Source organism: Morganella morganii (assembly GCF_041099235.1).
GTDB classification, from domain to species: domain Bacteria; phylum Pseudomonadota; class Gammaproteobacteria; order Enterobacterales; family Enterobacteriaceae; genus Morganella; species Morganella morganii_E.
Genome location: NZ_JBFZSO010000002.1, coordinates 553,973 through 577,966, shown reverse-complemented (window position 1 = coordinate 577,966; position 23,994 = coordinate 553,973). Strand labels below are relative to the sequence as shown.

18 protein-coding genes are annotated in these 23,994 nt (G+C 55.3%); 11 read left to right on the top strand and 7 right to left on the bottom strand.

Features of this window, described 5'->3' with window-relative positions:
- The first annotated feature begins 119 nt into the window (after positions 1-119).
- The 3 genes from purE to AB7038_RS05925 all read left to right on the top strand — a co-directional run bounded on the left by purE (position 120) and on the right by AB7038_RS05925 (position 3,068).
- Entirely contained in the window at positions 120-644 is a 525-nt protein-coding gene (purE, locus tag AB7038_RS05935) for a 5-(carboxyamino)imidazole ribonucleotide mutase (protein ID WP_108656327.1), read from the top strand.
- Positions 644-1,714 carry a 5-(carboxyamino)imidazole ribonucleotide synthase gene (purK, locus tag AB7038_RS05930; protein ID WP_369452929.1) on the top strand — a complete coding sequence of 357 codons (1,071 nt, stop codon included), beginning with the start codon at positions 644-646 and terminating at the stop codon, positions 1,712-1,714. Before purE ends, purK begins: the two co-directional genes overlap by 1 nt.
- Before the next feature lie 88 nt (positions 1,715-1,802).
- Positions 1,803-3,068, top strand: coding sequence for a CynX/NimT family MFS transporter (locus AB7038_RS05925; RefSeq protein ID WP_368889329.1), 1,266 nt, complete (start codon positions 1,803-1,805; stop codon positions 3,066-3,068).
- On the opposite strand, the gene ybbP is transcribed toward AB7038_RS05925, so the two are convergent.
- Positions 3,065-5,497: a putative ABC transporter permease subunit YbbP gene (gene ybbP / locus AB7038_RS05920; protein ID WP_369452928.1), complete on the bottom strand. Its 2,433-nt coding sequence runs from the start codon at positions 5,495-5,497 to the stop codon at positions 3,065-3,067. The genes AB7038_RS05925 and ybbP overlap by 4 nt on opposite strands.
- A complete protein-coding gene (gene ybbA, locus AB7038_RS05915; protein ID WP_369452927.1) occupies positions 5,494-6,180 on the bottom strand; it encodes a putative ABC transporter ATP-binding protein YbbA in 687 nt (228 codons plus the stop codon). Before ybbA ends, ybbP begins: the two co-directional genes overlap by 4 nt.
- Between ybbA and tesA the strand changes: the two genes are divergently transcribed.
- The 5 genes from tesA (at position 6,148) to AB7038_RS05890 (ending at position 9,982) form a co-directional block, all read left to right on the top strand.
- The gene (gene tesA / locus AB7038_RS05910) at positions 6,148-6,774 is read left to right on the top strand and encodes a multifunctional acyl-CoA thioesterase I/protease I/lysophospholipase L1 (protein ID WP_032099246.1); all 627 of its coding nucleotides are present in this window, start codon (positions 6,148-6,150) and stop codon (positions 6,772-6,774) included. The genes ybbA and tesA overlap by 33 nt on opposite strands.
- Positions 6,775-6,836: 62 nt before the next feature.
- Positions 6,837-7,622 carry an SDR family oxidoreductase gene (locus tag AB7038_RS05905; RefSeq protein WP_369452926.1) on the top strand — a complete coding sequence of 262 codons (786 nt, stop codon included), beginning with the start codon at positions 6,837-6,839 and terminating at the stop codon, positions 7,620-7,622.
- 59 nt (positions 7,623-7,681) lie between these two features.
- Positions 7,682-8,539, top strand: a complete 858-nt coding sequence (locus AB7038_RS05900) for a co-chaperone YbbN (RefSeq protein ID WP_015422944.1) — start codon at positions 7,682-7,684, stop codon at positions 8,537-8,539.
- Between the two features lie 55 nt (positions 8,540-8,594).
- Positions 8,595-9,533: an SPFH domain-containing protein gene (locus tag AB7038_RS05895; RefSeq protein WP_046893202.1), complete on the top strand. Its 939-nt coding sequence runs from the start codon at positions 8,595-8,597 to the stop codon at positions 9,531-9,533.
- A complete protein-coding gene (locus AB7038_RS05890; RefSeq protein WP_024475082.1) occupies positions 9,530-9,982 on the top strand; it encodes an NfeD family protein in 453 nt (150 codons plus the stop codon). Before AB7038_RS05895 ends, AB7038_RS05890 begins: the two co-directional genes overlap by 4 nt.
- A 75-nt stretch (positions 9,983-10,057) precedes the next feature.
- On the opposite strand, the gene AB7038_RS05885 is transcribed toward AB7038_RS05890, so the two are convergent.
- The 5 genes from AB7038_RS05885 to cueR all read right to left on the bottom strand — a co-directional run bounded on the left by AB7038_RS05885 (position 10,058) and on the right by cueR (position 19,610).
- Complete coding sequence (locus AB7038_RS05885; RefSeq protein ID WP_108656311.1) at positions 10,058-11,542, bottom strand: C69 family dipeptidase; 1,485 nt, start codon at positions 11,540-11,542, stop codon at positions 10,058-10,060.
- A gap of 223 nt (positions 11,543-11,765) precedes the next feature.
- Positions 11,766-12,410, bottom strand: coding sequence for a hypothetical protein (locus AB7038_RS05880; RefSeq protein ID WP_369452925.1), 645 nt, complete (start codon positions 12,408-12,410; stop codon positions 11,766-11,768).
- A 240-nt stretch (positions 12,411-12,650) separates the two neighbouring features.
- A complete protein-coding gene (locus AB7038_RS05875) occupies positions 12,651-17,285 on the bottom strand; it encodes a hemagglutinin repeat-containing protein (RefSeq protein ID WP_369452924.1) in 4,635 nt (1,544 codons plus the stop codon).
- Between the two features lie 36 nt (positions 17,286-17,321).
- Positions 17,322-19,010, bottom strand: a complete 1,689-nt coding sequence (locus AB7038_RS05870) for a ShlB/FhaC/HecB family hemolysin secretion/activation protein (protein WP_369452923.1) — start codon at positions 19,008-19,010, stop codon at positions 17,322-17,324.
- A 183-nt stretch (positions 19,011-19,193) separates the two neighbouring features.
- The gene (gene cueR / locus AB7038_RS05865; protein WP_072869547.1) at positions 19,194-19,610 is read right to left on the bottom strand and encodes a Cu(I)-responsive transcriptional regulator; all 417 of its coding nucleotides are present in this window, start codon (positions 19,608-19,610) and stop codon (positions 19,194-19,196) included.
- A gap of 141 nt (positions 19,611-19,751) precedes the next feature.
- Between cueR and copA the strand changes: the two genes are divergently transcribed.
- From copA to ybaK, 3 genes are all read left to right on the top strand, one after another.
- Positions 19,752-22,490, top strand: coding sequence for a copper-exporting P-type ATPase CopA (copA, locus tag AB7038_RS05860; RefSeq protein ID WP_369452922.1), 2,739 nt, complete (start codon positions 19,752-19,754; stop codon positions 22,488-22,490).
- A gap of 140 nt (positions 22,491-22,630) precedes the next feature.
- A complete protein-coding gene (locus tag AB7038_RS05855; RefSeq protein ID WP_369452921.1) occupies positions 22,631-23,440 on the top strand; it encodes a TraB/GumN family protein in 810 nt (269 codons plus the stop codon).
- A 51-nt stretch (positions 23,441-23,491) separates the two neighbouring features.
- The gene (ybaK, locus tag AB7038_RS05850) at positions 23,492-23,971 is read left to right on the top strand and encodes a Cys-tRNA(Pro)/Cys-tRNA(Cys) deacylase YbaK (RefSeq protein ID WP_004237643.1); all 480 of its coding nucleotides are present in this window, start codon (positions 23,492-23,494) and stop codon (positions 23,969-23,971) included.
- The last annotated feature ends 23 nt before the right edge of the window (positions 23,972-23,994 follow it).

Below are 23,994 nucleotides of genomic sequence, written 5' to 3'. Positions count from 1 at the left end.
CCGTGACGCAAACGTTTTCCTTCGTGATTTACCGTGATATTATGCCCGTCTTCTTAACCGGCCAACGGCCGGACGTCTGTCAATTTTCGTGACGCGGGATGTACAGGAGCACCGAAAACATGAACGCCGCCTCTTCGCAACAACACTCACCGGCAGCCAAAGTGGCTATTGTCATGGGATCCAAAAGTGACTGGAGTACCATGGAGCACGCCGCAGCGATCCTCGATATGCTTCAGGTGCCTTATCACACAGAAGTGGTTTCCGCGCACCGCACACCGGACAAACTGTTTTCCTTTGCTGAAACCGCAAAACAGAACGGGTTTGATGTGATCATTGCCGGTGCCGGTGGTGCCGCACATCTGCCGGGGATGCTGGCGGCGAAAACCCTCGTACCGGTGCTGGGTGTGCCGGTGCAGAGTGCCGCACTCAGCGGTGTCGACAGCCTCTATTCCATTGTGCAGATGCCGAAAGGTATTCCGGTCGGTACGCTGGCCATCGGCAAAGCCGGTGCCGCCAATGCCGCCCTGCTCGCCGCACAGATCCTCGCCCTGCATGATGAGGCGCTGCTGACCCGCCTGACTGACTGGCGTAATGCACAGACTGATGATGTCCTCAGCCACCCGGATCCGCGGGAGGCCAACTGATGAAACCGGTGTGTGTTCTGGGAAACGGCCAACTGGGCCGGATGCTGCGCCAGGCCGGTGAGCCGCTGGGTATTTCGGTTTATCCGGTCGGGTTAGATGCCGAACCGGAAGCCGTTCCATATCAGCACAGTGTGATCACCGCTGAAATCGAGCAGTGGCCGCAGACCGCGCTGACACAAGTGCTGGAGCAGCATCCCGCCTTTATCAACCGCGATATCTTTCCGCGTCTGGCCGACCGCCTGCCGCAGAAACAGCTGATGGACACTCTGCATCTCGCCACCTCACCGTGGCAGCCGCTGTCGTCTCCTGATGAATGGCCGGACATTTTTGCCCGCCTCGGGGACTTTGTCATCGTCAAGCGCCGCACCGGCGGTTATGACGGACGCGGTCAGTGGCGGGTGCGTCCCGGTGATGAAGCTTCTCTGCCGCCGGAAATTTACGGCGAATGTATTGCCGAGAAAGGCATTCTGTTTTCCGGTGAAGTGTCGCTGGTCGGTGCCCGTAACCGCGCCGGGGAATGTGTTTTTTATCCGCTGACCCATAACCATCACGAAGAGGGCATTCTGCGCATGAGCGTGGCCTTCCCGCCGGCACAAAACCCGCTTCAGGAACAGGCAGAGCAGATGCTGGGCGCGATCCTCAGTGAGCTGGATTATACCGGTGTGATGGCAATGGAGTGTTTTGTCACAGAAGACGGCCTGCTGATTAACGAACTGGCACCGCGTGTGCATAACAGCGGCCACTGGACACAAAACGGTGCATCGGTCAGCCAGTTTGAGCTGCATCTGCGGGCGATTCTGGATCTGCCGCTGCCGCAGCCGGTTGTGACCGCCCCGGCGGTGATGGTGAATATTATCGGCACGGAGCTGAATACACAGTGGCTGGCACAACCGCTGGCGCATCTGCACTGGTATGACAAAGAGGTTCGTCCGGCGCGTAAGGTCGGTCACATTAACCTGACACATCCCGATCCGGCACAGCTTATCGCCGCACTCAGCGGGCTGGCACAGGATTTACCGGCGGAATATCAGTCCTCTGCGGACTGGGCGAAAACAATATTAAGCTGGTAGTCGGCACGGTTTCCGGCGACAATAGTTCCATTCTGATGCCCGGTGTTCAGCCGGGCATTTTGCTTTTTACGCCGTTTCCGGAGCCGGGATGTTTTCGTCAGATCGCCGCTTAGGTCCTGTTTATCAATGGACTATACTCACCCTGCTGGGGCTGGTTTATTTCCTGACCACCGCTACTACCTTCACCTCATTAGGCGTGGTCTTACCCGGCATGCTCAAAGAGCTGAACTGGAGCTGGACAGATGCCGGTTTCGGATTCACGCTGCTCGGGCTGACCTGCGGGTTATCGAGCTTTCTGCCTGGTCTTCTCATCCGTAAAACCAATGTCCGCCTGACTCTGCTGGCCGGGCTGCTGCTGTTTCTGGCCGGATTTTACAGTCTGTACACCACACAGTCGATTCAGCGCTATTTTATCGGTACCGCCTTTCTCGGGATCGGTTTTACCTTTATGGCTACCGTTCCCGGCACTTATGTGATTTCACGGCTGTTCAGCCGTCAGTCGCTGGCATTTGGTTTTTACTTTACCCTCGGCGGGCTGGGCGGTGTGGTCGGGCCGTGGATCTATTTTCTCGCCGCGCATGTGTTCGGCTCCTGGCGGATCCACTGGCTGATCTCCGCCCTGACACTGGCCGTTGTCACCCTGATCACCCTGCTGGTGATGCGGGAAGGCCGCCGTGAGATCACTCACGCCCGTGCCGTGATGTGGCAGCAGAAAAAGCTGAGTTCCCGCATCTACCGCAGTCAGGCGCGCTGGAGTGCCCGTCAGGCGCTGAGAACCTGGCAGTTTTATGTCATCGCCGCCTCTTATACCGCATTTTTATGGTGCGGATTTACCGTGAACAGCTTTGCCGTACCGCATATTATGGATAAGGGTTTCAGTGAAACCGTTGCCGCCACACTGCTCAGTACCATGGCCTTTATCAATGCTTTTTCCCGGCTGGCCGGGGGCGCTATCGGGGAGTGGCTGGAGCCGAAAAAACTGCTGATTATCAGTCTCGCCACTATCACATTCGGTGTGCTGACACTGAGTATCGCGACCAGCTGGCCGCTGCTGATCCTGTTTACCGTGCTGGCGGGGATTGGTTACGGTATGACATTCCTGGCCTCCAGCGTGCTGCTGGCAAACTATTTTGGCCGTGGTCCGTATCTGGAGCTGTTCTCCGTGGTAAATCTGATTTCCACCTTTGCCTGTCTGGCACCGTTCTTTGCCGGTGCCGTCAAGGATTACAGCGGCAGCTTTACCCCGGCTTTCCTGCTGATCGCCCTGCCGGTAATTGTGATTCTGGCGGCCACATTCTTTATGCGGCCACCGCAACACAAACCGGTCAGAGCATACACATCCTCTCCGGACTAACTCTGTAAGCGGCGGTATTGCTGAGGATCCCCGAGCAGGCGGATCCCCAGCACACTGCCGCAGAGTGACAGCAGTCCCCCCCCGGCCAGCGGCAGCCCGATCCACAGCGGCCACTGCGGCTGCCACGGAAAATCAAACACGCGGGTCTGCAGCAGCCACAGGGCAGTTTCCGCCCCGAGCGCCGCGACCACACCGGCCATCGCGCCCAGCAAGGCAAACTCACTCCACAGCGTGCGCCGCAGCAGGCGTTTACCGGCCCCCAGCGTACGATATACCACCAGCTCTGTCCGGCGCTGGTTCATCCCCACCTGGATCTGTGCCAGCAGTAACAGCACGCCGCAAATCAGCACCAGTACCACCATCGCTTCCAGCGCACGGCTGACCTGCGCGAGAATGGTCTGGATCTGTTTCAGCATCGATCCGGTATCAAAAATACTGATGGACGGATACTTGCGGTTCATCTGAGTGATTAACCCGTCATTACCGTCATAGTGAAAGCTGGTCAGCCACATGGCGCTCTGATTTTCCAGAGAGGCGTGATTAAAGATGAAAAAGAAATTAGGCCTCATACTTTCCCAGTCCACCTGCCGCACACTACTGACAGTCACGGTAAACGGACGGGTATCACCGGTAAAGGTCAGGGTATCCCCGACTTTCAGTCCGAGCTCTTTGACCACTTCCATCTCAATGGAGACCTCCCCGGGTTTCGGCGGCCAGGTGCCGTCCACCAGCTCATTAAGCGGCGGCAGCGATTCCTGCCAGGTGAGGCTCAGTTCGCGGCGGACCGTATTGTTGCCCGGATCACGCGCATCCGCCCACGCCAGCGCAGTTTCGCCGTTAATACCGGACAGCCGCGCCAGCACTACCGGGTAATATTCCGACGGTGTCACGTTGTGTGATGCCAGCAGCTGATTGACCGGCGTTATCTGTTCTTCCGTCATATTCACGAGAAAATAGTTCGGTGTGTCCGGCGGCAGTTGCTGCTGCCAGCGCCCGATCAGATCACCGCGGACCATCACCAGCAACCCCAGCAGCATAAAGGAGAGGGCAAATGCGCCGGTCTGCACCAGGGTCTGACCGGGCTGGCGCAACAGACGGCGGACAGCCAGCCGCAGACTCAGGGCGCGGAACGGAATTTTTGCCAGCAGCCATAATCCGCCGTAACCGGCCACTGCCAGCAGTGCGGCGATCAATACCACCCCGGCCAGCACCGCCCAGAGCAGGAACGAGGCATTGGTCAGCACCGCCAGCCCGCCTGCCACAATCAGTACCGCCAGCGGCAGATACCAGCGCAGCGGCCAGACCGGCGCTACCACGTCATCACGCAGTACGCGGGTCGGCTGTGTCAGCATCAGCTGGCGGTAAGGCCGTGCGCCCACCAGCAGCGTGATGGCAAGGAGTGTCAGCAGTGCCCACGCCCACGGCCATAATCCCGGATCCGGCAGTGCCTTCGGCAGCAGCGGTGCCAGCAGGCTCATCAGTACCGCATCAAAAATCAGTCCCAGCAGGGATCCGGCAACCATTGCTGCCGCCATCAGCACCGCCCATTGGCCGACCACCCAGTAACGCAGCTCGCGCCGCCCGGCTCCGAGTGTTTTCAGTACGGCAATCAGGGTGTGACGGCTGCGGCAGTAATGTGACATCGCAACCGCCACAGCGGCGATCGCCAGCAATAATGTCAGCAGCGCAGAGAGCACCAGGAACTGCTGCGCGCGATCGATAGACTTCGCCAGCGCCCCGCCTTCCTGTTTCAGGGTGACCCAGCGCTGGTCAATCCGCAGCGCATCTTCATACTGCTGTTTAAACACCGCCACCGCATCCGGTGCACCGGCAAACATATCGCGGTAAGTGAGGCGGCTTCCCGGCTGTACGGCACCGGTGGCGTCCACATCCTGTAAGTTGATCAGCACGCGGGGTGCCATCTGAAACGGGTTAAAGCCACTGTCCGGTTCCTGAATCAGAAAACCGGCGATTTTCAGGTCGGTATCCCCCACTTCCAGCATCTGTCCCGGTTTTACCGAGAGCAGCTCTGCCAGACGCGGCGCGATCAGAATCTCCCCCCGGGCAGGTTTCAGGCCGGGCGGGTCAGTTTCCAGCTCGCCGTACAGCGGATAAGCTTCATCCGCCGCTTTGACATACACCAGCTGCGGCACGTCATTGGCAAATACCATGGTGTTGAAACTCATCTGCTGACTGAGCGCCAGGCCGCTCTCCTGCGCCTTTTTCAGCCAGGTTTCATCCGCCGGATGCGAGCCGCGCAGTACCAGATCACCGGCCAGATAGTCACGGCTCTGATAGTTCACGCTTTGATTAATACGATCACCGGCTCGTCCCAGTGCCAGCACACAGGCCACCGCCAGGGTCAGTGACAGCCAGACCACCAGCAGAGACGGCGTACGCCACTCCCGCCAGAACCAGCGCCAGATCATGCCGGTTCCTCCAGTTTGCCGTCTGACAACGTCAGCCGCCGCTGACAGCGGGCGGCCAGGGTCAGATCATGCGTGACCAGAATCAGAGTGGTGCCGTAATCACGGTTGAGCGAAAACAGCAGATCGGCAATTTTGTCGCCGGTGCGGCGGTCAAGGTTACCGGTCGGCTCATCAGCGAACAGAATTTTCGGCCGTGTGGAGAACGCCCGGGCGATCGCCACCCGCTGCTGTTCCCCGCCGGAAAGCTGGGCAGGCATATGTTTCAGGCGTTTTTCCAGTCCGAGCTGAATCAGCAACTGCTCCGCATTCTCCCGGCTGGCGGATTCGGATTCACCGCGCAGCAACGCGGGCAGTTGTACGTTCTCCAGCGCATTGAGGGTCGGGATCAGCATAAAGGACTGAAACACAAAGCCGACATCCCGAGCCCGCAGTTTTGCCCGCGCTTCCTCATCCAGCTGCGGCAGTGACTGCCCGAGCAGTTTCACCTCTCCGGAGGTCGCGTCATCCAGACCGGCGATAATGCCGAGCAGGGTTGATTTTCCGGATCCGGATTCCCCCACCAGCGCGATTGTCTCTTCAGACTCGACAACCAACCCGGCACCCTGCAATATAGTGATCTCATTTTCACCCTGACCGACGCGCTTAATAAGATGATCAATTTCAAGAATAGGCTCCGCTGCCATCTCTGTTTCCTTTTTCTGCTGCTGTTCAGCGGGAATTTGTATGCCGCCGGAACATTACTGATACTGGGGGACAGCCTGAGTGCCGGTTACCGCCTGCCGGCCGGAGAGGCGTGGGCGGCACAGCTGGGACAACGCTGGCAACAGGCCGGTAACGGTATCACACTGATAAACGGCAGTATCAGCGGAAATACGGCGGCTCAGGGACTTGCCCGTCTGCCCGCACTGCTGGAGCAGCACCGGCCGCAATGGGTACTGATTGAACTGGGTGCCAACGACGGCCTGCGCGGCCTGCCGCTGACACAAACCCGCACCGACCTTCAGGCCGCGATTGATGCAGTGAAGGCCGCCGGGGCGAAACCACTGCTGATGCAGATCCGCATTCCGCCGAATTACGGCAAACGCTATACCGAGCGGTTCTCGGCGCTCTATCCGGCGCTGGCACAGGAAAATGCCGTTCCGCTGATCCCGTTTTATATGGAAGCGGTCGTCACCAATCCGCAGTGGATTCAGGATGACGGCATACACCCGAACGCAGCGGCACAGCCTTATGTGACTGACTGGATGGATAAAACACTGCTGCCTTACTTACAGTAACGGGTGTCAGACTATCCTAAATGATTTATCCATAATTTATAAGCAGTTAAGCAGGTAAAGAAATGCAAAAAGCAGTTTTGATCACCGGAAGCTCCAGCGGTATCGGGCTATGCGCAGCTAAAACACTGAAACAGCGGGGCTACCGGGTGCTGGCCGCCTGCCGCAAACCGGCAGATCTTGCGGAAATGGCGCGCCTCGGGTTTGAGCCGGTGGAACTGGATCTGGACTGCCCGCACAGTGTTGCCCGCGCCGCAGAGCAGGTGCTGGCACTGACAGATAACCGCCTGTACGGCCTGTTCAATAATGCCGGTTTTGGTCTGTACGGCCCGCTGGACACCGTCAGCCGCGAAGATCTGGAAAAACAGTTTTCGGCTAATCTGTTCGGCACGCATCAACTGACCACCCTGCTGCTGCCCGCCATGAAACAGGCCGGTGAAGGCCGGATTATTCAGACCAGTTCGGTAATGGGGCTGATTTCCACGCCCGGGCGTGGTGCCTATGCCGCCAGCAAATACGCGCTGGAAGCCTGGTCCGATGCACTGAGGATGGAACTGTCCGGCAGCGGGATCCGCGTCAGTCTGATTGAACCCGGGCCGATCACCACCCGCTTTACGGAAAATGTCACACAAACGATGCAGGATAAACCGGTAAAAAATCCGGGAATTGCCCGTTTGTTTACCGGTAAACCGGAGGATGTGGTGAAAAAAGTCATCCGTGCCCTGGAGCACCCGCACCCGAAAATACGCTATCCTGTTACGGGTCTTACCGTAATAGTGATGTGGCTCAGACGCCTGCTGCCGCTGTGGCTGATGGATAAAATACTGAACAAAAAATCCTCTGCCGCTTGAAATGCCGCGCTGCGCCCAGATGTTATTAAAAAGTCCGCCAATTTATTAAGAGAATGAATATGTTATCAAACGCACATATCACAGACGTTAACGAAACCAATTTACGCCAGGTTATTGAATCTTCAATGCAGGTGCCGGTGGTCTTTTTCTTCCATTCCGCGCAGTCCCCGCAGTGTCAGGAACTGGGCGCCATTCTGGAAAAAGTGGCGGCTGACTATGCCGGGATGATGATCCTCGCCAGAGTGAACTGCGATACCGAGCAGATGATCGCCTCACAGTTCGGCCTGCGCGCCGTGCCGACCACCTATCTGTTCCATCAGGGGCAGCCGGTCGACGGTTTTGAGGGGCCGCAGAATGAAGAGACCGTCCGTAACTTCCTGGCCAAATTCCTGCCGTCTGAATCTGAAATCAAAACCGGTCAGGCCATTGAACTGATTGAAGCCGGCGATTTTCAGGCTGCTCTGCCGCTGCTGCGTGAAGCACACCAGGCTGAGAGTAATAACAGCGAAATCACTCTGCTGCTGGCACAGACACTGATGGAAGTGAAGCTGTCAGAAGAAGCTGAAAAAGTATTGAAGTCTGTCCCGATTCAGGATCAGGATACGCGCTATCATGGTCTCTTATCTCAAATTGAGTTACAAAAGCAGGCCGCAGACACCCCGGAAATCCAGGAACTGCAAAATACCTTTGCAGCGGACCCGGAGAATGCGGAACTCGCGGTACAACTGGCGCTGAAGCTGCATGAAGTACACCGCAATGACGAAGCACTTGCTCTGTTATTCAGCTTCCTGAAGAAGGATCTGGCGGCTGCGGAAGGTCAGGTGCGCAAAACCATGATGGATATTATGGCGGCAATGGGCACCGCAGACAGTACTGCCGCATCTTACCGTCGTAAGCTATACTCGTTACTGTACTAATTAATTACTTTACTGAATTATATAACTCACTCATTACTGATAAGGATTTTGGCTCATGGATTTGTTCTCACTGGGTTTTGTCCCGATTATTATTCTCATCGCCGTCATTATTGTCGCGACCGGTGTCAAAACTGTACCGCAGGGCTTTCAGTGGACTGTTGAGCGTTTTGGCCGCTATACCCGGACACTGCAGCCGGGCCTGCATATCATCGTGCCGTTTATGGATCGCATCGGCCGTAAAATTAATATGATGGAACAGGTTCTCGATATTCCGTCACAGGAAGTTATCTCCCGCGATAACGCCAACGTCACCATCGATGCCGTCTGCTTTATTCAGGTCATTGATCCGGTACGCGCCGCGTATGAAGTCAGCAACCTGAATTTAGCGATTATCAACCTGACCATGACCAACTTCCGTACCGTTCTCGGTTCAATGGAACTGGATGAAATGTTGTCTCAGCGCGACTCCATCAACTCCCGCCTGCTGCATATTGTGGATGAAGCCACCAACCCGTGGGGGATTAAAATCACCCGTGTTGAAATCCGTGACGTGCGTCCGCCGAAGGAACTGGTGTCTGCGATGAACGCACAGATGAAAGCAGAACGTACCAAGCGTGCGGATATCCTTGAGGCGGAAGGTGTGCGCCAGGCTGCTATTCTGAAAGCAGAAGGTGAAAAACAGTCTCAGATCCTGAAAGCAGAAGGTCTGCGTCAGTCCGCCTTCCTGGAAGCAGAAGCCCGTGAACGTGCGGCAGAGGCGGAAGCCCGCGCCACACAAATGGTATCGGATGCTATCGCTGACGGTAATATGCAGGCAATCAACTACTTTGTGGCGCAGAAATATACTGATGCACTGACTCAGATTGGTGCGGCGCAAAACAGCAAAGTCATTATGATGCCGCTGGAAGCCAGCAACCTGATGGGCGCTATCGGTGGTGTGGCTGAAATGTTCAATGTGTCAAAAGACACGAAAGGTCAGGGTAAATCTGCATGATTGAGATGATCGCATCACAGGCGGTCTGGTTCTGGCTCTGTTTCGGCGGCATCCTGCTGATTCTGGAGATGCTCGGCACCGGCGGTTATCTGCTCTGGAGCGGCGTGGCGGCACTGGTTGTCGCGCTGCTGACGTGGATTATACCGGGGCTGAATCTTGAATGGCAGGGCATTATCTTCGCGGTGATGACGGTGATCTGTGCGGTGCTGTGGCGTAATTTTCAGCGCCGCCGCCAGCGTGATGACAGCAGTTCACCAAATCAGGCCAATCACAAACTGATCGGCCTGCGTGCCGCCCTGCTGACAGATACAGAAGAAGGTTACAGCCGTATCCGCCTGGCAGACGGCAGCTGGCGGGTTTACAGCCAGTCCGCGCTGCCTGCCGGTACGGAAGTGGAAGTGATTGCCGTTGACGGTATTACACTGACCGTCCGGGCTGTCAGCCGGTAACTGCCTGAAACGCAATAACGAAACGGCCTCCTGCAAGCAGAGGCCGTTTTTTATGTACTCAATAACCTTACCGCATCACGCGCCTTTAAAACGGTAGCGTTCGTTCACGGAATTGGTCAGATCCTGCATAATAATATTGGTCAGTTTATCGGTGGTATTTAATGCATCCTGCATGACTTTATTCTGGAAGTCCTGTAACAGCTGTTTGGCTTTCGCCGGGTCTGTTTTATAAATACTCAGATACTCTTTTTCCATTGCCTGCTGTTCTTTGGCAAACTCAGCTTCCTGTTTGCTGTATTCCGCCTGCACAATTTTCGAATATTTATTAAAGTCGATCATCGCCAGTGTCTGTAATTTACGGAATTTCCAGTGTGCTGAGGCATTATCTGCCTGTGGTGAACCGATGGTATACGCTTCCACATAGCTGTCCGGGCCGTAATAGACAGGAACATAAACGGATAATGTCGGCATACCGAAGGCAATATAACGGACATTGCCGATTTCTTTCGGTAAATCTTTGCGTACCTGTAAAATATGGGAGTGCTGGGTTCTGAATACCGAGATTGGTCGTTTGGTGGTATCCGGATAGGTGGTTGCATACGGGGATGTGCCGACATTTTCATAATGGTTGCGCAGCCCGGCTTTAATATCTTCCAGCCCCAGTTTTTTCGCCGGTTTTAAGAAGACAGGGAAATCATTGGATTTCACATCTTTAAAGTCTGTCTTAATTTCCGGGTTATACATTTTTTGCAGTACTAACACACGCGGGTAGTTGTAATAACCATCACTTTTCGCATCATCTTTGGTATAGGCTTTTTTGAAATTAAACTCACCGTCTTTTTTCGGATCATATAAGCCATTTTTCTCGGCAAAGGAAATCAGTGTCGGGGATGACAGGTAATTATCTTTGTCGTTAATATCAAATTTTTCCAGGCGGCCCTGGTTTGCAGTGACGTAATAGGTATTGGCCGGGATTTTCGCTGCCATCCACTGGTGGCCGCTGCCGGTTTCCAGATACCAGATCCCGTCCTTATCAATAAAGGCCACACCGAAACCTTCACCGGCACCTTTTTCCTCGATAATTTTCCCTAACCGCATAACCCCTTCTTTTGCGGAAGAGACATACGGTAATACCACATCCGGAATCGCATCTTCAATAATCCCGGTATCTTCGACATACGGGTCAATTTTTAATGAGGCATCATTGGCAAAAATAGTTTCTGTGGCACTGATCCCGACACCCGCGTCATTAAAACCGTTGGAACTGAAACGGAACTGACCTTTATCATTCCATTCCGGGATAGTGGTATAACGCATTGCCTTTTCCGGCAAGGTATAAGTGAATTTATTTAAATTGGTTTTAAACTCAGTGTCTTTATTTACTTTTTCCTGATTCACCTGCAAAACTTTCGGGTTTGCCGGATTCATATCTTCATTGCGGGCAATATATTGCGCACCATCTGAAGACGCATTTTCACCGACAAAAATAGTGGTACACGCCGTTGCGTCAGAAATCACCAGTGCAGCACCCACAGCAAGAGATAAAACACTACGTTTCATAGAGAACACCTTCCATTGAGTTATGAATTGCACTTACGCTATCCATTACCCGCTGATTTTTCTTTTACGCAGATCGCATAATGCAAAGTCAATCACTGGATTATTCTCAAAACATGGTTTATTTCACTAAATTGTTATTTTTTTACGGATAAGTGTTTTGATTAAAATGACGGATTATTTTTTCAGCCGGGGAATTGATCGGGACAGGAAATACGGGAAATTGTTATTTTATTTCTTTTTTACTGATGACAATTAAGCGGTGTGTATGGGTATCGGGATCATTCCCCCAACAAAAATCACTCCAATATTCAAAAAAGGATTCCATATCCTCAATAACAAACAGTGGCCTTTCCGGCTCTCCGCCATCTGAAGCATAAACATAAAAACCGGCAGCCAATGCCCATGAAATCATCACTTCCCAAAAACGCCGTCCGTCACCGGTTTGTTCTTCATCGGTAACCACAATATGATAGGTATCCAGCAGCCAGCGGAAAAAGTGCCGCGGCAGATCGGCTACAGCAGACTGATGTTTGTTATTGGTTGTCCGCCATACCTTAATTTGTGTGCAACTTGTCTGACCGGCAACGATGTCATTGCGGAAGCAAAGCTCAACCAGATAAACGGTTTCGGGTAAATCCCCGATAGTCACCAGCCTGTACTGTTGCTTTTTACCTGATTTAATAAATTGATAGCCCTCTTTTACCTCGTAGCCCGGCAATAAAAACGGATGCGTACCGGCGGCCAGAAACAGTACTGTCAGTTCGCTGTTTTCAGAGGGCAGATTTAATTTCCGGTTAAAACCCGCTGCGGGGATCAATTTCGGCATGTCGGCGTGAACCTGTCGTCGTTGTAACTTTTTATCGTTCATATTAGCGCCCCATTGCCGGTGATTTATAAACACAGTATACACAGATATCACACGTTATTTCTTATTGCAGTAATTTAACTTTACATCAAATAATGCACTTTCCCATTCCCTTTTTAACGATGATTAAAATATTGAAATCAATTAGTTAAATAAGTAATTAATCCCCAAAATAGAGCAGGAATAAAAACGGCCCTTATTCAGAGCCGTTTACGCTACGTTATACGTTATCGTCCATAATAATTACTTCACTTTACTGTTCACACTGCTGTGATCATTCGTGACAGAAATTCCCACCGGGGATTTTCCGTTGACGATCCCGTCCTTAACCGCACTGATAGCCTGTCCGGCGTTGAGCGGGAGTTCGCCGTGAATGCGGGTGCCGGTTTCTTTGACCGCCACAGAATGCATTTCGGTGTTCCCGTTATCCGGCAGACCGTCCAGCACCGCGCCGGTCAGGATAGTACTGCCGCCGGTACGCAGTTTGCCCTGTTCACGGGCGGTCAGACCGGATTGCTGTCCCACCTTCTCAGAAGCGCGGGTTTCAAAGGACGCTTTCACCTTACCGTTCATCCCGGCCGGAGATGTCAGGCCGGATTTCACCTTGTCTGCCACCGTGCCGGCACCGGTTCCGGCATTTTCCCGTACAGAATCCGCGGCTTTGTCCAGACCGTTTTCCAGACCGGCTTTGATGTCATCGGCAAACTTCGGCGTACCGGCATTAGCCAGCTTTGAGGTGGTGCTGCTGCCCTCATCATTGGTGTGTGCCGCCGACAGATCCGCATCCACTTTCAGAACGGATTCCGTGTTAGTCCGGCTTTCGACGATCAGATCACCGCCGACACGTCCGCTGACCGTATCCGCCGTCAGTTTTCCGCCCTGAATCCGCGTGTCATTGCGGCTGTTCAGTGTGAGGTTACCGCTGTCAGTCAGGGCATTTTTCTGTGTGACCGTCTGCTGATTGTCGATCCCGCCCTTCAGACCGGCACTGATGTCATGCCGTGAGCCGGTTTCCGGATTTTCTGTGCTGCGGGACGTACCGATATTCAGGTTTCCGCCCGCATTCCAGTTGGCTTTGTCCGTGGTTTTCTGTGCGGATTCAATCACAATACCGCCGTCACGGGCAGTCAGTGCGGTATTTTGTGCATCAATCTGCGTGCCTTTCAGGTGCAGCGCATCATCGCGCATACCGTCCGCAGAAACAGACGCTGTACCGCCGCTGCGCAGACTGCCGCCGCGCTGGTCAGTGACGTTTTCAGATTGTTTGCTGATACTGAACTCCGCACCGCCGCCGAGTTTGCTGCCGGTCTCTGTTTTACCGCCATTAGCCTGCACACCACCGTGCCACTGGTGGCCGGAGATGGTATTCGTGCTCTCCGCGCTGTTAAGCAGGGTGTTGTGTCCGCTTTTCACGGTGATATCCCCGTCACTGCTGACAGCGGTACCGCTGGCGGTCAGGTCGTTTCCGGCCTGTAATATCACGCCGGTTTTGCCCTCAATCACACTGGTTTTCGCCGTTGTGCCGCTTTCGTTATACACTTCACGTCCGCCGCTGAGGCCACCGCCCGCATTCTTCAGGTTAATCGATTCCACATTCACTTTCGCCCCGGCGTCATAACCGCTGACGGTTTTGCTGTGAGTATCCGCAGCCTGATCCAGCGTCAGATTATCACCGGCACGAACAGAAACACCGCCCTCTTCGCTGCGCAGTGTATCGCCCTGCAATGAGACATCACGCCCCGCCTGCACCGCAATATCCCCTTTCGCTGACAGTGAACCGGTTACCGCTTTACTGCTGCTTTCTGTTGCCAGACGATGACCGCCGCTGCCTTCCGCGTTGACTGAAACATCCTGTCCGGTGGATGTGGCCACACGCAGACTTCCTTTGCCCTCAGTCACGGATTCAGAGTGATGATGTGTATCTGCCGCAGCCGCAGACTGATAATCCCCGGTGCTGATCACAATACCGCCGTTATCCGCCCGGTACTGTGTTCCTTCATCAAGAACACGATCGGTGGCGTTCACGGTAACAGAACCTGCATTAACAGAGGTGGTTTTCGCCTGTGTGTTTTCGGTGGTGGTCTGCCGGTTTTCCCCTTTACCGCTCAGGTCAACGCCGATATCCGGCAATCCGGTGGCAGCAGTGCTGTCAGCCACCCCGGCAATATTGCCTTCCGCGATATTTTCACCGGCTTTGGCCAGCGGACGGGAGACTTTACTGTAATCCAGTGAAACACCAAGGCTGCCTTCGCCGCCTTTACGGGTTTCCGTGGTGCGATCACTGTTGTGAGCCGCCCGGTGTTCCGAGTTTTGCGCGGTTTCGGTATAAGTGCCGCCCACCGTGTGTGACGCGCCCTCCTGGGAGAGGGTTTTTCCGGCGGTCAGGGTGAGATTACCCTGCACCTGTGTGCCGGAAGTGACCGCCTGATGCTGCTCCTGTGTCCTGCCGGTTTCAGTATGACCACCGCTCAGCCCGCCGCCGAGTTTATCCATGCCGCCGGTCAGATAAATACCGCCGTGTGATTCCCCTTTCTGCTGTGTCCGGGTCTCACGGTTATCCGCTGCGTTCAGGGTGATATTTTCAGCGGAAAGTGCCGCATCCCCCTGTGTGGTGGTCAGAGAGGAGCCGGTAAGCGTGAGATCGTTTCCGGCGGTAACAGAGACACTGCCGCCTTTGAGTTCACTGCCCTGCTGCGTGACAGAATCCTGCTTTTGTGTGTCGCGGGTATGGTTGATGTCCAGACCGGCGCGGTACTGTTTGTCCTCATCCTCTTTGGCATAGCCGCTGATTTTCAGTGTGGTTTCTGTTTTATCAGACTGTTTTTTCGCCTGTGCCGCGCGGACATTGATATCGCCGAGGGTATCAATTTTCAGTGTGCCTGCACTTTCAATCAGGCTTCCGGCGATGGTGATATCATTTTTTCCTGCCAGCCGCAGATCCGCCTCTGATTTCAGCTCACTGCGCTCCACACGGGTATCTTCACTGTTTTCTCGAAGCGTACTGCGGGTGATGTTAAACGCACCGCCATCACGGTTATCAATGTGTTTTGCTGTCCGGCTGACACCGTTTTCAATCACCAGTGCGCCCTGCCCGGTCTGCACCAGGCTGTCCTGGGTGCCTTTTACCTTGCTGCCGGTGACGGTCACGCCGTTGCCGCCGGAAAGCCAGAGCTTACCGCCTGCAGTAACATCGGAGCCGTGCGCCGTCTCTTCCGTGGTGGCCCGGTTTTCACGGGAGCCGCCGCCGATACCGCCCCACGAAGTGACATTTTCCGTATGCCCCTGATGCTGTGTCGCGGTTTGCGTGCCGATGGTGAGATTATTGCCGGTGTTGATGATCATATCCTGTCCGGCGTGTATCTGCGCCGCCTGAGCCCGGATGTCATGACCGGCATTCAGTCCCAGATTACCGCCCGCGGTCAGTTCGGTTTTCACCAGTTGCTCTTTTGATGTGACATCTCCATGTGTGCCGCTGAGCAGTTTTGCCGTCTCATTGCGTTTATTGCCGGACACCGTCTGAGTGCGGGAGTTGGTCACGCCCTCAAGCCGGATATCGCCTTTAGCATCCGCACTGAGATGCGTTCCTGCCGCCAGTGTTGCCCCTTTCAGGGTGATATCACCGGTTTTGGCCGCCAGGCGGATATCACCGTCAGACCGGAGGTTGCTGGTTTCCTGCCGGATACTTTCATCTTTGCGGGTTTCGTTATTTTCCCACGACATCTTCCACTGATTTGTGGTGCGGGTGTCTGACTGTGCAACCTGGTCGCTGTCGAGCGTGATGGTTCCTGCCTGAACGGCAATCTCAATCCCGTTCAGATCAGTGCCGGTCAGCCGGGCTTCCTGCTGTGCCACCAGGGTGATGTTTTTGCCGTCCAGCGAGGTGCGGGTGTAGCGCCCCTGCCGGGTTTCACCGGTGACGGACTGCCCGCTGCGTTTGTCCTCTGTCCGGTGATGTTCATTACGCAGTTGTCCTTCGGTACGTACAGTATCGCCGCTCAGGTGAATATCCCCGCCGGTAACCTGTGCACCGGTGAGTGTTAAAGCGCCCTGTGACCGGGCATCGAAACCATTCACAGCATCAATATTACCGGCCAGTTTCACGCCGCTGCCCTGTGCGGTATTCACCAGACGGATTTTCCCGGCTCGCATGCCGCCCAGATAATAGCTGTCCAGCGGAACTGCATTTTCACCGGCTGAAATGGTCTGCAAATCAGCGGAAACGGTATTGTTCCCGGTGATCACATTCAGTGCCGCCGCGCGGATCTCCCCGTCGGCATTAATCGCAGGCGCGACCAGATCCAGCACCTTACCGGTCGTGATCCCGTTATTGCCGATCGTCAGTGAGTTCGTGTTGTCCAGCGTACTGTACGCACTGATCATCCCGTTCTCAATCAGCGGATTCCCCACGATCAGTCCGGCATTATTGGTGTTGATAAAACCACAGCCCTGACAACTGATCCCGTTCGGGTTGGCAAGGATCAGGTCCGCCGCCATACCGAACACTTCCTGTTGTCCCAGCAGCAGCGACGGGTTACGGCTGACCACCTCGTTAAGGATCACCCCGGCGGCCTGTCCGTTCAGGTTTTTGTTGGCCTCCAGCATACCGGCCAGCTGCGACTGTCCGGCGGTCATGCTGTTATTAAAGACCGCGCCCTGGTTATCCACATTAAAATCAAGATACTGGTTATGAGACAGCCCGTTACTGTTCGGTGCTGTAATATTGACAATATCCGTTCCGTTTACCTGAGAAACGCCGGGGCCGTTCGGGCCGCCGTCCGCCACAATCCCTGCGGCTGCGCTGTTCAGTGTGACAAAGGCCAGCGCCATCCACGCGGCCACCTTACCTGACGAAGAGAGTTTAAAGCGTTCTTTTTTCATTGTATTTCCTTACCATCCAACGACTGACGGAGCCGGTCAGAACTGATATCCCAGGCGCAGGGAAAACAGAGTGTCCTGTGCGGGCAGTGCTGTCACAGAGGTACGGGCGCGGCTGATTTGCGCATCCAGCTGTGCGCCGCCGTAACTGACATTAACCCCTGCGGCGATACCCGCGGCAGACTGCCATCCCGCCTGCCCGGTCTGAGCCATAACCCGTCCGTAGTCCGCACCGGCGCGGGGCGTTACCGTGATCCCCTGCCGGACAAAACGGCGGGAAAGGGTGTTTTGCCAGTACCATCCCTTATCCGCCGATAACGAGCCGTCGTGAAACCCTCTGATCGCACTGTTATCCGACAGCGTCAGCCACTCCACCCCGGGGAGGTGATCCTGTGTGTACTGACCGGCCAGATGACTGCTGAACAGATATGCGTTTTCCGACAGCAAAAACTGCTGAACATAACTGAGTGAAAATTTGCCTTTGGTGTATTGCGGATCAGAGCCGGGCAAGGTGTTCCGGGTATCCGCCCCGAACAGTGTGGTGCCCTTTTCCGCCGATAAAGAGGTGCTGATAACGCCGCCCGGTACCAGAATCAGTCCGGTGTAACCGGCTTCGGCGATACTCAGGGACGGGCTGCTGACGCCAATCAGTGTGTCATTGAGGTAGTTGCGGCTGCGTTTGTGTGTCATCTGCGCCATCAGGGAATCAATCCGCGAGCGGTTACGGAAGATGACATAATCTGCGCGCAGTGCGGCCTGAGCGCTGTCCCCGCGCAGAATGACGTGGTTATAGCGCAGCGCCTGACTGATGCGGTAACGGGAAAGACTGCCGTAAGTGCTGACCGTCAGTGCGCCGTAAGGCACTGAGTAGAACAGCATGCCGGAGCGGCTGTAACGCGCCGCCGGATTATCGGTTGTGGCGGAGCCGCTCAGGCTGACAAAATCAGATAATCCGGCCGGGCTGTCTACGGTAACCGCGGCGCGGATAACATTGCGTCCGGTACTTTTCTGTCCGTAATTATCTGCGCTGAGAGAAAAACCGGCCGGATTGCCGCGCTGATTAACCAGCCGGATCACCGATCCTCCCGGTTCGCTGCCGGGCAGAATATCCATCGTGACATGATTGGATTTCAGGCGGTTTGCCTGATCCAGCCCCTGCTCCAGCTCGGTAATTTTCAGTGGCTTACCGGTCAGAGAAGGAAACAGCAGAGCGGTATTAACGCCGCGATCCGGGCTGTCGATCCGTTCCACGGTTCCTTCCGTCACGCCGATCCCCAGCTCGTGATAATCGTTGACCGGCAGAAAGCGGATCCGTGCGGTGATATAGCCTTTCTCCAGATACTGTGTCATCAGTTCCGCCACCAGCACATTAATGTCACGGCTGCGGATACAGTCTGCGGGCAGTGACGAAAGTGAGCGGAGATCGTCCTGAGATAACAGTGTGATACCGGAGAGATACACGCCACTGACCGGCAGACAGTGTTCATTCTCTGCCGCACGCAGTAACGGCTCTGCGGGGGTGATAGTCGTCTGCGGCTTGCTCAGTTGCCGGTAAGTCTGCTGTTCCAGCAGATCACTGACCTGCTGTCCGGCATCCTGCATCGCCCGGCGCGAAGCATCAGCGCCGGGGTTTTCCGCCGCTGCGGGGAAAGGTGCGGCATATAATGGCGGGCAAAAAAACAGCCCTGATAATAATATGCAGCGGAATAATGTCAGCAGTTTGGTCAATTCGTCTTACTTATCCTTTATGCCGGTTACCGCCGCAGCGGACAGAAATGCCGGTTTTCTCCGGTATAACGCCGGATGAAAAAGAGCCGTGCTTTTATCTGTTATCGGCAGAAATAAGAAAAACTTAACTGACAGGATGTAAGACGGCGTCCGCCCGGCGGGCAGACGCACAAAACAGGCGGATTATTTATGGCAGGCGGGTTTGCTGTGGTGGCAGCCGGAGAGATGGTCGATGATCGGGCACTCCGCGCTGTCATCCCCGGGACAGGAATCAGCCAGCGCCAGCAGGCGGTCACGGATAGCCGTAAGCTCCGTAATGGTTTTCTCAATCTGCTTCACTTTGCCCAGTGTCGCCGATTTCACATCTGCCGCGTGGCGGTTCGGGTTACGGAACAGCGATAACAGCTCGCGGCACTCATCCAGCGTGAACCCGACCTCTTTTGCCTGGCGCAGCAGGGTCAGTTCATCCACATGCCGTTCACTGAAATACCGGTATCCGTTCTCACCCCGTTCCGGTGGCGTGATCAAAGATTTATCTTCGTAAAAACGGATCGCTTTTGGTGTTAAACCCGTTTTTTGTGCAATATCGCTGATATTCATAACTTCTCCTTGACCTTACCCTTGAGGGAAGGTTTACCATCATCGTAAATCAAAATTCCCGTTCCCCCGAACAGAATTTTTTCTTTTGCGCCGCGCGCTGTTCTGCGGCGTGATGATGCGAAACATGTAAGGAAAAAAAGTATGCCAAATACCACTATTCTTGCGTTACAGGGGCTGTCCTGCGGACATTGCACCGGCAGTGTGAAAAAAGCACTCGACGCCCGTCCGGATGTTGACTCTGCGGTGGTCACCCTTGATTTTGCCAGAGTCACCGGCGGGGCAGATGCGCAATCCCTCATCAAGACCATTGAAGAGGCGGGTTATGAAGCACAGATTGCAGACAAACCCGGTACAATTTTACAGCTTTCCGGGCTGAATTGTATGAAATGTGCCGCGAAAACGCAAAGTGCATTAGAAGCGGTTGACGGTGTTGCGGCTGCGGTGGTTGATACCAAAGAGGCAAAAGTGTACGGCAGCGCCGATGTGCAGACCTTAATCAGCGCGGTGGAAGCAGCCGGTTTTCAGGCAGCGGTGGCGGGAGAAAACACCTCCCCAAAATCTGAACCGCTGACGTTGCCTCAGACTGAGGCTGCGGCAGCGGAGCACTGCGACATTCCGGCCACCCCGGACAATACCCCTGCCATGCCGGTGATTAAGGAGGACGACGACAGCCTCTCCTTCCTGCTCGACGGCATGACCTGTGCAAGCTGTGTCAGCAAAGTACACAAAGCGCTGCTCAGTGTGGACGGCGTGGAAAATGCCCGTGTGAACCTCGCGGAACGCAGTGCGCTGGTCACCGGTCACGCTTCTGCGGAAGCGCTGATCGCTGCGGTGGAGAAAGCCGGTTACGGCGCGGAACTGATTCAGGATGATGCCAAACGCCGTGAACGCCAGCAGCAAGTGGCGGTCGCCAATATGAAGCGGTTCCGCTGGCAGGCTGCTCTGGCACTGGCGGTCGGTATCCCGGTGATGATCTGGGGGATGATCGGCGACAATATGATGCTGACCCCGGAGAACAACGGGATCTGGCTGACCATCGGGATCGTCACCCTGGCGGTGATGATTCTGGCGGGCGGGCATTTCTACCGCAGCGCCTGGCAATCCCTGAAAAACGGCAGTGCAACGATGGATACCCTGGTGGCTCTCGGCACCGGTGCAGCGTGGCTCTATTCCATCACGGTAAACCTCTGGCCGGACGTGTTCCCGCCGCAGGCGCGTCACCTCTATTATGAGGCCAGTGCCATGATCATCGGTCTGATCAACCTGGGTCATATGCTGGAGCAGCGCGCCCGTCAGCGCTCATCAAAAGCACTGGAGCGTCTGCTGGATCTGACTCCGCCGACCGCCCGTGTGGTGACTCCGGAAGGTGAGAAAGATGTACCGCTGGCAGATGTGCAGCCGGGGATGATCCTGCGCCTGACTACCGGAGACCGCGTGCCGGTCGATGGTGAAATCACAGAAGGCGAAGTGTGGATGGATGAGGCGATGCTGACCGGGGAACCCATCCCGCAGCAGAAAACCACCGGCGATACCGTTTCTGCCGGGACCACCGTGCAGGACGGCACCGTGCTGTTCCGTGCCGCCGCTGTCGGCAGCAAAACCACGCTGGCACGCATCATTAAACTGGTGCGTCAGGCTCAGAGCAGTAAACCGGAAATCGGCCAGCTGGCGGACAAAATCTCAGCCGTCTTTGTGCCGGTTGTGGTGGTGATTGCTCTGATCGCCGGTGCTGTCTGGTACTTCTTCGGCCCTGCGCCGCAGATAACCTATGCACTGGTGATTGTTACCACGGTACTGATTATCGCCTGTCCGTGTGCTCTGGGACTGGCAACGCCGATGTCAATTATTTCCGGGGTCGGACGCGCCGCTGAGTTTGGTGTGCTGGTACGGGATGCGGATGCTTTACAGCAGGCAAGCACTCTCGACACCATTGTTTTCGACAAAACCGGAACCCTGACTGAAGGGATGCCGCAGGTAACGGAGATCCACACCTTCAACGGTTTCAGTGACGATGATGTGCTGCGTCTCGCGGCGGCACTGGAAAGCGGTTCTAATCACCCGCTGGCCCGTGCCATTACTGAACGCGCGAAAGATCTGACACTGCCGTCTGTCACGCAGTTCCGTACCCTGGCGGGGATGGGGATCAGCGGGGAGTCTGAAGGCCGGACACTGCTGCTGGGTAACCATGCGCTGATGCAGGCACAAAATATCAGCACAGCCGGGGAAGCGGATGCGCTGGTGCAATCCCAGGCCGGTAAAGGCGTGACCCCGGTCATGCTGGCGGTTGACGGTAATATTGCAGCAATACTTTCTGTCCGTGATCCGCTGCGTGAGGACAGTGTCAGTGCGCTGGCGCGTCTGCACAAACAGGGTTACCGTCTGGTGATGCTGACCGGGGACAACGAAGTGACCGCCCGGGCTATCGCCAAAGAAGCCGGTATTGATGAAGTGATCGCCGGTGTACTGCCGGACGGCAAAGCCGCTGCCATTGAAAAATTACAGCAGGCCGGACGCCGTGTCGCGATGGTCGGTGACGGTATCAATGACGCACCGGCACTGGCACGGGCAGATGTGGGGATCGCCATGGGCGGCGGCAGTGATATCGCCATCGAAACGGCAGCAATCACCCTGATGCGTCACAGCCTGCACGGTGTGGCCGATGCCGTGGCTATCTCGAAAGGGACGCTGCGCAACATGAAACAGAACCTGCTGGGTGCCTTTATTTATAACACCCTCGGGATCCCAATCGCCGCCGGTGTGCTGTTCCCGTTCACCGGCACACTGCTGAATCCGGTGGTGGCAGGGGCGGCCATGGCGCTGTCATCCATTACCGTGGTCAGTAACGCCAACCGGCTGTTACGTTTTAAACCGAAAGATTAAATCATCAGTCACTATCTTAAGGGAGCGAATAATTCGCCCCCTTATTTTTTTCCTGCTGATTAACCGGATATTACTTATCAGGGTTGAAAAAAAAGCCCGCTTGCAGTCAACTAAGGTATCGTTTCACGACAGGAGTCGTCATGAAAACACTGTTCCGCCGGCTGAAAGATTACCTTATCCCGCCTGATCCGCAGGGTGGCTGCACCTGGCCCTCGGTTGACCTCACATTGCCCGGGGATATCTCACTGCACCTGGTCGGCAGTATTCATATGGGTTCGGAAGCGATGTATCCGCTGCCCGGCCCGCTGCTGGAAAGAATCAATCGTGCTGACGGCCTGATTGTGGAAGCGGATATCACCCGTCCGGCACCGCCATTCCCGGGACAGGACCCGGAATCCCCACGTCTGCCGGTAAGTGAGCGCTTACCGGAGCACCTGAGAAATGACTACCGCCGGTATTGTGAGGAGCAGCGCCAGCCGGTGCAGACCCTGGATACCCTGCCCGCCTGGCAGGTGGCGCTGATCCTGCAGTCCGCCCAGGCACAAAGCCTCGGGCTGCGCCCGCATTACGGCATTGATTATCAGATGCTCAATGCTGCCCACGGACAGAATATCCCCGTTTTTGAGCTGGAAGGCACACAGGCACAACTGCAGATGCTGCTGGATTTCCCGGACGAAGGGCTGAGCCTGCTGGAAGATACGCTGGCATACTGGCATGACAACGCACGGGCGCTCCAGATTATGCTCGGCTGGTGGCTGGATTACCGGCCGGAAAAACTCGCGCAGCCGCTGCCTGCCACCTTCAGTGAACAGACATATCAGCACCTGATGATCAACCGCAACGACGCCTGGAAAGCCCGGCTGACACAACTGCCGCCCGGCAATTATGTGGTGGCAGTCGGCGCACTGCATCTTTACGGCGACCATAATCTGCCGTCCATTTTGTGTTAAACTGGCAGGCCTTGTGACACTGCCGTCTGAATTATTTGCAAGGAAAGACCTATGACACCGGCTGTAAAACTTCTGGAAAAAAACCGGATTTCATTCACCCTCCATCCGTACGAACATGATCCGAATGATCATAATTTCGGTGATGAAGCGGTCCGCAAACTCAATCTCGATGCCCGTCAGGTATATAAAACCCTGCTGGTGGCGCTTAACGGCGATAATAAACACCTCGCTGTGGCCGTCACCCCGGTATCAGAACAGCTTGATTTAAAAGCCGTGGCTAAAGCCCTTGGTGTGAAAAAAGCGGAAATGGCCGACCCGGTGAATGCACAGAAAGTCACCGGTTATCTGGTGGGCGGGATCAGCCCGCTGGGGCAGAAAAAACGCCTGCCGACCCTGATCGATGAGGGTGCTCAGGAATTTGCCACTATTTTCGTTTCCGGCGGCAAGCGCGGCCTGGATATCGAACTGGCACCGCAGGATCTGGCAAAAGTGCTGGACGGGAAATTTGCCCCGGTAGCGAAACGGGACTGATATACAGAAAAAAGCACTTCCCG